Source organism: Syntrophobacter fumaroxidans MPOB (genome assembly GCF_000014965.1).
Lineage (GTDB): Bacteria > Desulfobacterota > Syntrophobacteria > Syntrophobacterales > Syntrophobacteraceae > Syntrophobacter > Syntrophobacter fumaroxidans.
This window is the reverse complement of sequence record NC_008554.1, coordinates 3474220-3486442: the sequence shown is the minus strand read 5'-3', so window position 1 is coordinate 3486442 and position 12223 is coordinate 3474220. Positions and strand designations below refer to the sequence as shown.

At 60.7% G+C, this 12223-nt stretch carries 7 protein-coding genes; all 7 read right to left on the bottom strand.

Features of this window, described 5'->3' with window-relative positions; all coding sequences use genetic code 11:
- Positions 1-20: 20 nt before the first annotated feature.
- Positions 21-1175 carry a type I-E CRISPR-associated protein Cas7/Cse4/CasC gene (cas7e, locus tag SFUM_RS14655; protein ID WP_011699672.1) on the bottom strand — a complete coding sequence of 385 codons (1155 nt, stop codon included), beginning with the start codon at positions 1173-1175 and terminating at the stop codon, positions 21-23.
- 34 nt (positions 1176-1209) lie between these two features.
- Complete coding sequence (casB, locus tag SFUM_RS14650) at positions 1210-1689, bottom strand: type I-E CRISPR-associated protein Cse2/CasB (protein WP_011699671.1); 480 nt, start codon at positions 1687-1689, stop codon at positions 1210-1212.
- Between the two features lie 3 nt (positions 1690-1692).
- Positions 1693-3246: a type I-E CRISPR-associated protein Cse1/CasA gene (casA, locus tag SFUM_RS14645; RefSeq protein WP_011699670.1), complete on the bottom strand. Its 1554-nt coding sequence runs from the start codon at positions 3244-3246 to the stop codon at positions 1693-1695.
- A 17-nt stretch (positions 3247-3263) separates the two neighbouring features.
- The gene (locus SFUM_RS14640; protein ID WP_011699669.1) at positions 3264-5828 is read right to left on the bottom strand and encodes a CRISPR-associated helicase/endonuclease Cas3; all 2565 of its coding nucleotides are present in this window, start codon (positions 5826-5828) and stop codon (positions 3264-3266) included.
- Between the two features lie 181 nt (positions 5829-6009).
- The gene (locus SFUM_RS14635) at positions 6010-7014 is read right to left on the bottom strand and encodes a helix-turn-helix transcriptional regulator (protein WP_011699668.1); all 1005 of its coding nucleotides are present in this window, start codon (positions 7012-7014) and stop codon (positions 6010-6012) included.
- A gap of 974 nt (positions 7015-7988) precedes the next feature.
- Positions 7989-11051, bottom strand: coding sequence for an AAA family ATPase (locus SFUM_RS14630; protein ID WP_011699667.1), 3063 nt, complete (start codon positions 11049-11051; stop codon positions 7989-7991).
- Positions 11051-12202, bottom strand: coding sequence for an exonuclease SbcCD subunit D (locus SFUM_RS14625; RefSeq protein WP_011699666.1), 1152 nt, complete (start codon positions 12200-12202; stop codon positions 11051-11053). The genes SFUM_RS14630 and SFUM_RS14625 overlap by 1 nt, the downstream gene beginning before the upstream one ends.
- Between the last annotated feature and the right edge of the window lie 21 nt (positions 12203-12223).

The following is a 12223-nucleotide window of genomic DNA, read 5'->3' as shown; positions in this document are numbered from 1 at the left end:
CATAAGCAGCGTGCCTTTCATCATGAGCCCTCCCCGGCAACGCAAGCCTTGAGCGCATCAAGCATTTTCCGGAGGCTTCCGCCGTCGTCACGGTGCAGGTTGAACGAAGCGTCACAAACAATTCCCTCGGTGCCATAAACAGCCTTGAGTCGCTCGAAATATCTTTCCAGCGCGTCAATGGAAGCCTCCTCAAGAGACTTATCCAGCGATGGTCGAACCGGCTTTTGGAACGCATTGGCAAGGGACCACGGGAACCCGTCCCGTCGCACGATAACCCGCGCATACCCGGCTGGGTTTTGTGCGGCCATGCTGTTCTGCTTTCCGGTCGGCACCGATTTGACGGAGGCTTCCACATATCCGAGAAGAGCGGCTGTTGTAAGGTCGTTATTGAAGCCGAGGTTTTCCGCGAGCTTCGACACGTTGACGTTCGAGTACCGATAGAAACAGGAGCTGTTGAACTCGACAACCCCGATCATGTCCGATCCCGTCTCCTCTCCAGGCAAAAGGTCGTCCACCGCCGTGAAGTAGTCCATTTCCATTTCAACTTTGTTCGTGGAGACCGCGTGTGCCACCTGACATGCGGCATCGACATTCATGTTCTTGTTGTCGGCGATCATTCGGCCAAAGAGAGCAATGTCGGCGGCATAGCTCCGAGCTTCCTTCCTCCTTTTTCCCACGATGCCTTTCAGTTCTTCCTGAAACTCTTTGAGAGACTCCTGGCCGGTGCCCTTTTTCTTCTTCTTGTCCTGCTCGGGCTCTATGGCAAGGAGGGCATCCCACGAATCTACGGCAAGCCGGGCAAGTTGCGCAGCCTCGTTCTCTCCCAGGTAGAGGAGATATTCGGTCTTTTCTTCATCTTTCAGCTTTAGCCCGAGAAGCTCAATCACTGTCTCTGCAACCTTTTCTGTCTCCACTATCTCGGGCTTTCCGTATTTTTTGGCAAACAGATCCATGAGCCTGGATTTGATCCGCTTGGTCCTGACGCCGGTATCTCCTCCGGCATGGACGACAGCTTGCGAAAACGAACGGTGGCTTCGCACCACTCGCTTGATGCACTGGCTGGAAATGCGGGCGCGGCGATAGCCGCCGAATTCGCAATCCTTGGGAGAGTTTGTGTCGTCACGGTTCAGATTGGAGGGTGCAAAATTTTGAATGATGTGAATATCGACAAACATGTCAGTTTTCTCCTTTCTCCTGGGTGGCAGGGCGCTACTTCTGGAAACCCCAGAAATCTCTTGCCCACTGAAGTTGGACGAACCTGTCCCTATGCTCCCAGTACCTGAGGTCGCTCAGCAAACGGTGGTAATTGACGGCCACTCCCTTGCTCCGGGCAAGGGAAATCGCATGGCGAAGGTATTTGCCCACATCCTCGATGTCCGCGGACAGCAATTGAACGAATCGCTTTTCGATGCTGTCGCTCTCCGTTTTTCCCAGTATGGCCTTGAAAACGCCGCCCATACTTCGCTCGATCGGGGCCGGGTCAGGATGGGATGCGAACAGGGATGCCACGAGGAAGTAGTGCTCCCGCACCCTTCGGTCGTCAGGCATGAACGGCACGACGAAGGGGTACATCTCCGGAGTTCCCATCTTCTTGCCGAGCCCTCGGCGAAGCTTTGCCAGAGCAGCTCTGTCATTTTCGTCGCGCAGCCGTTCAAGATAGGCGACAAAAGGATTTTCTCCGCTTTTCACAGGTTAACCTCCTTTCCTTGAGAGAGTCTTTGACAGTGTGGCCAACCTTGCGACCAATTGACCGTGTGCTTCGGTCCAAGCGCGAAATTTCTTGGCCGAGTCCGCGTACCGCTGCTTCAGACACGCTTCAAAGGCCTCCAAAGCAGCTCTTTCTATGTTGCGCTCCCACGCGACAAGCGCTTTGTCCTGGTTCTCGATTTCCAAAAGAAAAGCGTTGAAATGGCTCTCGAGCCGGTCCCAGAAGAGCCGAGAAGCGCCCGTGGCATTCAATTTCTCTGTAACGTCCCTGGAGTTCCTGGGCAAATATTTGTCCATATAAGTCCTGATTGCGTTTCTTAAGATCGTATGTGCTTTTTCCGACAGATCCATTGCTTCACGAAGGCAGGCCACAAGGTCAGGATCCGAGAGCAGGGCGGTCGGGATATTCAGTGTTTCCTTGCGCCATGCGAGCGGGTTTGCCTGGTCGTTTGCGAGGCCATACGTGCAACACCTGTATTTTGAAGGCAAAGCGACAATGCGGCGTAACGCAATGTCGCCGACCAAGCGAAATGCGTCCGGCCGACGATCCCCCTCTCGTTTCCCCGTGTCGAACGAAAAGAGCGAGATACTGTCTCTCCAGACCAAACGAGCCGGTTGCATCTGGACGGGGAGCCATTTGCCCTCCTTATTCTTGCGCTTTATGAAACCTGGGTTGTCAACGTCCTGGAATGCTTCACCCTGTGCGATATGCACGTGCCTTATGCAAGGTCCGTCGAGGCCTGGTTCAGGGACAAGAAGAATGTGGCGGCATTTGCAGGTGAGATAATCCAGGTATCCACGGGGTGTTCGAACGCCCGTTTCGCCGTGATCGTGTCGTTCCCACACAGGACAGTCATCGCGGCTCGAGTGGATGGGCAAATTGTCAGTGTAGAGAAGAAGGTTTAACAACAGTGATTCAAAGAGACTCTGTCCCTGAAGGGCAGCAAATATTCCACCCACCATCACTGAGTCAGAGAAACTCTCCTGGTAGCCAAAGAGGTTGGTCGTCTTCTTATTAAGACCCCTCAGAGAGTACATCTGGGCGGCTATTAGAGCCAACACGGCCTCTTCGGGCGAAAGACATCCACGGTCTTCGTCCATGCTGTGGTCGAAGATGGTTTTGTTGTTGCCGCTTGCGCGTTCGAGCATGATGCCGGCTATAACCGCGGGAGCCTCAGCTCCCTTGGCATCCCGGATCGCAAGCCCCGGCGTCTGGTAAAACGGCTCCTCTTTGGAGAATAGATCGAAGCGGTGACTCCATTTTTCAAAATACGCATCGATACGCCCACCAGGCAGTTTTGTTGCCTGGTAGAGTGCCCTCCATTCGCCGGTGCCCTTCGGGCCTTCAACGATGCGATGCACCGCGGCGAGCAGCACGCGAAAAAGGGCTGTTTCAGCCAGCGGGCTCTGCAGTTCGATTCCGCGAAGCTCATGAGCCCGGGAAAGCACTTCGTGGAGCCCCAGGGTCCGCCTTCGGCCGGACAGCTCCACACAGGAGATCCACGGCCGGTCGATCAGGTTGAACGAAAAAGCACTCATACAAGTCTCCTCCTGTTCTAACGGGCAAAGCGCAAACCGAATTCGTCGTCATAGCTGAGATCGGGTCTCTCCACGGACTTCCCGCCTGAAACGAAAAGCGGCCGGCAGTGGCGAAGCAATGGCGAGTCCGCCCACTCCCCGGGTGGTTCCTTGGCCAGAAAATGCTTTACGATTGCCGTGTTATCCGTTGCGACAGTCGATGAGAAGAGCTTGCGTTCCTCAGCTTTGTCAGCGACCGTGAGACATCGTCCGTTTTCGACGACCACAAGCATGACATTGGGTCTGGTCAGACGGGTGACGATCGCACAGTCGTCGTCATTGTCCATCGATATTTGTCCCAGGTAGTCCGGGTCCCGAAGACATGCCTTCGCCTCTATGAGCGCGCTGCAGGCGGCAAAGAACGTCTGCGAGGTCTCATCCCCGAGGCGCTTTGCCTCCCATCCGCGCATGGGACCCAGAAGATGTTCCGGTACCTCGGGCGGGAAATCATCTCCGTAGACGCATTCGATCAGCGCACTTACGCCGGTGGGGATTGATACCTCAAGATGGCTCAAGTCCTCCTCGGCAGAAAAGAGGAGTGCTGTTTTTAGAAGAATATCCGGTGTATAGACATATTCGCTGCCGCCGAAATCAGGGAGACGAGACCGAAACTCGGGCATGAGCACCCATAAATTCCTCGGGCGGAGAAGCTGAGGTCGTGCACGCTCGTGGCGGTGGAGGCGGCCGGCACGCTGGAGCAAAAGGTCGATGGGGGCAAGGTCGGTGATCATCAGGTCGAAATCCACATCGAGGCTCTGTTCGATAACCTGAGTGGCTATGACGATCCCGCGATGCGGCCTTTTTCCGTCACTCGCGTAGCGCGACAGGATGTCGTGCTCGATCCGGAGCTTTCTTTCCAACGTAAACCTCGAGTGGAAGAGAAGCACTTCATCGGCGGGGAAGTGGTGCCGCAGCAATTCATGCAGATCTTGCGCCTCTCCCACCGTGTTCATGATGCAAGCGGCACAGCCACCGTCAGCGAGCTTTTCCAGGAGCAGTGACAGGATGCGGGCAGGTTTGTCCGTGGACTCGGCAATCACCGGTTCCACATAGATTGTGTCCGGCTTCAGCCCCTCGATGGGATGCGCCGCGAATGCACCCGAAATGTCGACGCCCGTTACGCATGGATAACGGATGTCGTCCGGAACTTCGACCTCCGGTCGAAAGGCTTGAATCAGCTTCTTGCGCCGCGCCTTGGGAAGAGTCGCCGACAGGAGCACGACAGAAGTGTGGCAGTGGGCCAGCCAGCCAATGAGTCGGTAGATCTCCTCGACCATGTATGCATCGTAGGCGTGTACCTCGTCGAGGACAAGGAGCTTGCCGGCAAGGCCGAAAAGCCGTACGAAAAAGTGCCTCACCTTGAGGGCCGCAAGAAGCGCCTGGTCCAGAGTTCCGACTCCGTGGGCCGCAAGCAGTCCCCGTTTTCGGGCTGTGAACCAGGAGGAGGCGGATACGTCCCCAGGTTCCGCATTGAGGCTGGAGATGCGCAGCCTCTCGTAGTCCTGATTCAGATCGGCGTTGGTATGGAGCAGATGAAGCTCGGTTCCGGTCTCAAGACCAAGCCTCGTCAAGAATCTTGCCGTGCGGGGCAGCATGGCGTTTCCGGTGGCTTGAGTAGGCAAGGCGTAGTACATGCCGCGCAGCCCGGCTTCACACGAGAGGTGAGCATAGACTGCTTGTGCGGCTTCGGTCTTGCCGCTTCCCATGGGGCTCTCAATCACGACGAGCATCGGGTGGTGCAATTCGTTCACCGTCTGGAGTGTTACGGTCTGGCTGGGATTGGGGCTCGTGAAATCGAAAAGCTGGTGAAATTCCGTTGCTGCGGGAGAAGAGACGTCAAAACGAAGCCTGCTTACAAGCTCTCTTGCTTTTTGTGTGCGATCGGCCACATACTCCCGGAGGTCGGGCCGTGGGCAGGTCAGGTAAGGAAAATTCTCCTCCGCGGATGAAAGCCAGTCGGAAACGCTCACAAGACCTGCGAGAATAACGAGTGCGGGGGTGGAAGGAAAGCCCAGACCAGTCAAGCTCTTGTCCCAGAACAGGCGGGAGAGAAATTCGAGCGCAGCCCGCCTCGCCTTAATCCACTTGCCCGCACCGACCTTTTGAGCCTCTTGTCCCGTAAAGACTCCATGGTGTGCGGCAAGAGCCCGCGATAGCGCGATTGCCAGGCTGTCTTCGCACTGCAGACAGTCGATCAGAAGGTCAGGCAGGGTCTCCAGGGTGGACAAGGTGTGCCTGTCCTCATCAGCTCGGGAAAACACGTAGCCCTCAAGCTTCAAGGGTGCGCTGAGATCCGGCCGCTTAGCCTGAAATCCCGGGCTGATCTTTCCTATGTCGTGCAACGCCGCCAGAAATGCCGCAAGTTGAGGCAATGCATCCGTTGTGATCCCGAATTCATCGGCCAGCTTGGATATGAATCCATGAGGCTGGACCATGAGCAATTCGCACGCGACGATTCCCGTATCCAGCATGTGACAGACGGCTGGGTGCACGACATTGCCCGAGGTCTTGCCCCAGAACCGAAAAACGTCTTCTTCCGTCATCTTGTACCTTCTCAGAAGTTGTTTTCCGCCGGGTAATTTTTTCTTTCCCGTGACGCCTATGCAAAATTGGATGTTGGAGACCAGCTTGCCCGATACTGCAGCTTCACACTGTCGGCTGGAAGGTGAAGGCATGTCCGTTTCAGTCCGGCAGCCTCTTTTTTCTCCTGGACCTGAGGCCGAATCACGATTGTCCGTAAAGCCCGGCGGCCCTTTGGTGTTCTTCCGCGACGATCTCGCGGAGAGACTCGGGCGTGACCACCTCCACCCGGCTTCCGTAGTACAGCACCCAATTCACAAACTCCGGAGTGACCGGCAGGTGAAGCCGGAACAAAACGTGCCCGTCCGGTTCGACTTCCACGCGCTGGCTCTTGTGCCAATGCTCTTCGCTGACCCAGCGCCCCGCCTCCGGGGTGAAACGCAACGCCACATCCACGGGGGCCTGCGCGCCTCCGCGCATCATCCCCCAGGACATGCCCAGGTAGTCGTCCACGCTGAAATCGCGCGGGATCGAGTAGCGGTGTTCCAGCAGCTCCGCCTCGGATATCCGGTCCACCTTGAAGACCAGGACGGCCTCCCGCAGCTCACACCGGGCGATGAGGTGCCACGAACGCACATAGGACAGAAGGTGATAAGGGCACACCACGCGCTCGTTTCGCTCACCCCCGCGGGACGCCGTCTCGTAGACGATGCGCACTTTCCTCCCTTCGATGAGAGCCAGGTTCAGGAGCCTCAACATCTCCTGGCGGTGTTCGCGCCCGGTTCTCATGCCCGGGGCTCCGGCCGCGGCCCGCAAATGAGGGGCGAATTCCGCCGGGAACAGCGATTCCAGCCGGGCGATGGCCGCCGCAAGATCCGAGGAACTGATTCCGGCGAGCCGCCGAGCGGCCTGAACCGCCAGCAGGAGGGCCAGGGCCTCGGAAAAGCTGTACCTCACGGGCGGCAAGGAGGGGGTCTCCTCGAAGTAGTACCCTTCGGGCGAATGCGCCAGGAGCAGCCTGAGCCCGTGGCGGATGATTTCCAGGTCTTTCTGTATCATCCGCTCACTGACCTCGAACCGCGATGACAGGTCGCGGCGGAGGTAGCGGCGGGGATTGACCAGGATCATCCGGGTCAACTCGAGGATCCTCGAGATGCGCTTTGTCTCTTCGAGATTCCGGTGACGCGTTTGCGTAAATCGAGCCTTCATCCTTCGTCCCCTGCGCAAATTCCCTGCGGCTGATCTTGCCGTTAGAGTAAAGACCGCATGGGAACAGTCCGGTTCCCGCTACAAAAAAGCTTAAAATTTACAGACTCAAGAAAACAAACCTATCAGCAAGCACAAACGTCCGCTAACCATTCCTGGTCAGCATAGGGATGTCTGTCCCCAGTGAACGGAAAACCTTGCCTCTCATATTGATCGAACACGGGCTGCTCTCTGCATCACCAGCCGACATAGAGCATCGAATGTGGAATAGTGCGACTCTCGATTGGAAGCGGTTTACAATGAATGAAGCCATAGGCTGTACACGTTGGATGGAATTATCTTAAAGCGGTCAGCGAATACCACATGAAAATCATTGCCGACCGGCAATCAAATGGAGAATATTGATGAAATGGTATCACGTATTGAAGCAAAAATGTCAAGTATTATGGAGTGAACAAAGGTGAGCGTGACGACAAGGCGGATAAACTTGACTCGGTGTCGATCGAACAAGCGCGCATCGCCGCAACAATATAGCTTCCGGTTCGGAAGAGCTTGAACGGACCGGCGGCTTCCGGTTTGTGTCGCGATGACGGTTAACGCTTTTCTTCGCATTCCGGGGCAGGTCTAGATCCGGAAGGGTGAGGCGCGCCCGGCGGGCGTTCCCCCCGTGACGTATTGCATTCCGACGCAACCGGGTTTTCGGTCCACGCGCAGGCGCGAGAGTTTAGTGCGAGTCTTTGGACTTTGTACTGAAGCGTTTTCGGTCCACGCGCAGGCGCGAGAGACTTCCCGCGCGGCTCTTCGTGGACGTTGGGGAGCTTTCGGTCCACGCGCAGGCGCGAGAGACCAGGTTGCGTTCAAGCTGAGTGCATTGGGCGGGAGGGCATAAAGCCCTCCCCTTGTATATCTGACAGGCACATCGGTACGTAAGGGCGCGCTTTATCCCCGCCCGCGTCTTTCCCGAACATTCTCCGGCATCAGAGAACGAACCGCGCATCGCTGCCCCTGATGCCCGGGATGACTTCCAGCCGCGCGTCGACGCGTTCCCGGAGTTCCGGCACGTGCGAAATGATTCCCACCAGCCGGTTGCCCTCCTGAAGATCGACGAGCGTCTGAAAGGCGAGGTCCAGGGATTCCTGGTCGAGGCTGCCGAAGCCCTCGTCCACGAAGATGGTTTCCAGCCGGATTCCCCCGGCGTAGGCCCGGACGACGTCGGCCAGGCCCAGGGCCATGGCGAGGGAGGAGAGGAAGCTTTCGCCGCCGGAGAGCGTGTTCACCGGCCGGGTGGTTCCCGTGTAGGTGTCGTAGACCGCCAGGTCCAGGCCGGCGGCGGCCCGCTGGTCGCCTCTCTCGCGGGAGCGCTGCAGATCGAAGCGCCCCCGGCTCATCCGGCGCAGGCGGCGGGAGGCCGCATCGAGCACGTCGTCGAGCAGGGCGGCCAGCACGAAGCGCTGGAACGTCAGCCCCGGCGCGTTCTTGCCGTTGGCCACCTCGGAGATCCGGCCGACGATGCCGTAGCGGTTCTGCGCCGCTTCCATCTCCCCGGCCAGCTTGTGAAGGTCCGCGTTCCATCGGGCGAGTTGATCGGACTGGGCGCGGAGCGCCCCGTGCCGCGCGATCGCCGAACGGAGCGCCTCCGAGGCTTCGCGCGCCTTCCGTTCCAGTTCCTCCAGAACCGGGGTTTCCAGCCCCTGCGCCGCAGCCACGGCGCGATCGAGCCGCTCCCGGGCCGCCCGGTGACGCCCGTGAAAATCCGCAATCTCACGCTCCATGCGGTCGACGTCCTTGCGGTCCAGCTTCGCCGCCCGGTAGTCCTCAACGCTTGAAAATCCCTCCTCCGCAAGCCGCAGACGGAGCTCCTCCCGGCAGCTTCCGGCCCGCTCTTTTGCGGATTCGAGGGCCTCGACCGCGTTCCGGAGCGTTTCTTCGCAGGCGGCGGCCCGCGCCGCCGCGGCTTCCTGACGCGCTCTCGCCGCTTCCTGTGCGTCAAGCAGTGACCGCAGCCGCTTCTGAGCCGTCGAAATCGCGCGCTCAAGCGCCTTCAGGTCCCGCAGCCGATCGGGCACCTTTCCCTCCCGCTCGGCCATGACGGCCGCCTGGCCGTCCATTCGCCGCACCGCCGCGCGCAGTCCGTTTTCAAGCCGGCGCAACCGCTTTTCGTTCCCTGCCGTCCGTTCCTCGACGGCCTTCAGCGCCACGGCCCGGTCCGTCACCTGCGCCCGGGCGGCCACGGCGGTCCTGAACCTCGCCCACGCGTCCCTCAACCGGGTTTTCAGGTCCCGGAATCCCTCCGCGGGAACCTCCCCGGCTTCGGCCCGGAGGTTCGCGGCAGCACTCTGCAGCGCAGCGACCTCCAGGTTGGCGCGTTCCGATTCCAACCGGGCCTTTTCGTATCTCGATTCAAGCTCCCTGGCGTGGGTTCTCGCCTTCTTGTGAGCGGCTTCGGTGGGCAGTTCACCCCCGTGGCGGGCCGGCGAAGGATGATCGGTCGCGCCGCACACCGGGCACGGGAGGCCGTCCGCGAGTCGTCCGGCCAGAATCGCCGCCTGCCCCTCCAACCATTCCCTTTCCATGCCGTCCAGCGCCGTTCTGGCGTCGGTCAGGACGGCGAGTGCCGTGCCCGCCGCCGCCTCGGTCTTTTTTCGGTGGGCGAGCGCCAGGGCCAAGTGCTTTTCGGAGGTCTTCAAGCGGATGGTCGCCCGGTAGGACGCGGCGGCCTGGCGCACCTCGAGGCGATAACGCTCGGCGTGCACGGCCTGCGCCTCGGTCTCCTCCAGCGCGGCCCCGGCCTCGGCCATCTCGATCCGGCAGCGTTCGAGGGCCGCCGCTCTGAGCCCCCGAAGCCTCTCGACCCTTTCGACCCTGGCCTTCATTCCGCCCAGGTCCGATCGGGCGGCTTCCAGTTCCCTGACCTGGTCGATCATGGCGGTGAGTTGCACCACGTCGCGCCGAGCCGCCTCGCGTTCGCCTTCGCGCTCCCGCTCTCCGGCCAGCGCCGCTTCCGCCGCCTGCCTGGCTGCCCGGGCCTTCTCGATCTCGATCTCGGCCGTTCGGACCCGGACGGAAGCGTCCCCGAATTCCTTTTCCCGCGCCGCCAGGTTGGCTTCGACGCCGCGCAGCCCGGCGGCTTTTCTCGCCCGATCGAGCTTCACCCGGCGATCCTCTATTTCGGGTTTCCGTTTTTCCAGCGCCGCGAATTCGGCCTGTGCCCGCGCGGCTTCGTCGAGGATGCGCCGAATTTCGCGGCCCTTGTTCACCGCTTCGTTTGCCAGGGCTTCGCTTTTCTTGAGCGCCTCGACCTGCCCGCCGAGCGCTTCGAGCCGCGCGGCAAACCCCTCCATTGCTTCCGCCAGCTGCCGTTCGGATTCGACGGCGGCCTGTTCGAGGATCAGCCGTCGTCTCTTGCCGAGGTCTTCCAGGGCGTGCTGGATTTCCCTGGCCGCCTCCTTCACGGCTTCCTCGATGCGCCGGTATATTTCGGTCTGAAACAGGACTTCAAGGATCGCCTGGCGTTCGCGGGAATCCGCGGTCAGGAACTTGCGGAACTGCCCCTGGGGGAGCATCACGACCTGCCGGAACTGGCTGCTCTTGAACCCCAGAAGTTGCTCCATCCGATCGGTGACCCGGGTCCACTGGCCCGCCAGCAGCGCCCCTTCCCGCGACTCGTCGACAAGCCCGGTGCGGTCGTGCAAAACGGCGGCCGGGCGCTGCACGACGGTTCCCTCGCCTCGCGCCCTGGGCCTCTCCTGCTCGGGGCTGCGGGTGATGCGGTAGACGGCCTCGCCCAGCGAGAAGTCGAAGGTCACCCGGGTCGGGGTGGACGCCCTCGCATAGTCGCTCCTGAGATGACGGACGTCCCGTTCCCCGCCCGACGTTTCCCCGTAGAGCGCAAAACAGACGGCATCCAAAAGGGTGGATTTCCCGGATCCGGTCGGTCCGTGGATCAGGAAGAAGGAACGGTCTCCCAGCACGCGGAAATCGAAAACCTGCTCTGAGGCATAGGGCCCGAAGGCGCTCAGGGTGAGCTTGAGCGGGCGCATCAGTCGGCCTCCCGTTCGGCTCGGCGCAGATTCTCCACGATTTCCGCATAGGCCTCCGCCTGCTCCGGGGTGAGCTCGTCGCCCGTCACCTGCGAAAAGAACGCCCGGAAGAGCTCGAGGTCGCTCAGTCGGCGGTGGTCCCGGGCGGCGCCCCCGGTTTCGCCGGCGGCTGCAAGGTGCGACCGCTCGATGTGCAGCAGGTTGGGGTAGATCTCGGAAAGCCTCCCGTGGGCGTCCAGGATCGGTTCCTTGTCCGTCAGGACGGCCATGATGTAATCTTCCCGGGATTCCGCGGCCCGGGGCCCCGCCAGAAGCTCCCGGAACGCGCCCCGGATGCACCGGACCTCGTGACTTGGCGCGAGCGGGATGCGCTCGACGGCGCATCGGCCCGCGGCATCCAGTTCCACGAGGTTGACCGACTTGGTCTGCCCGGCCTCCGCAAAGGAATAGCACAGGAGCGAGCCCGCGTACTGGACGTGATCGGCCCCGGCCCGTTGCGGACGGTGAAGATGTCCCAGCGCCGCGTAGTGAAATCCCTCGAAATGCTCCACCCCGACGGCGGCCGCGCCGCCCACCGACAGGGAGCGTTCCGATTCGCTTTCGATTCCTCCGGCGACAAAGGCGTGAGCGACCAGAACGGCGCGGCTTCCGGCGGGAAGGCGGCGCCTTGCCGATTCGATCTGAGCGGCCATGGCCGAATCGTGGTCCACGACGTCCTTGCGGTCCAGCCGTTCCCGCACCAGGGCCGGCTCGGCGTAAGGCAGGGAACAAAAGGAGACCGGCCCGTGACGGTCGTCGATGACGACGGGCGTCGCATCGGGGGCGGGCGTTCCGGCCAGGTGGAGGCACTGGGCGGCCAGGACCTTGGAACCGAAGCTCAGCCGTTCGGGACTGTCGTGATTGCCCGCGATCAGGATGACGGGAATCCGAAGGCCAAGGACAAGCCGGGAAAGGGTGTCGTCGAGCAGGGCCACGGCGTCGGGAGGAGGCACCGCGCGGTCGTACACATCGCCGGACACAAGCACCACATCGGGTTTGCTTTCCGACGCAAGCCGCACCAACCGGTCCAGAACGAAGGCCTGGTCCGCCGTCAGGTGCACTCCGTGGAATATCCTGCCCAGGTGCCAGTCCGCGGTGTGCAATATGCGCATGGTGATCGTCCTCCCCGGCGA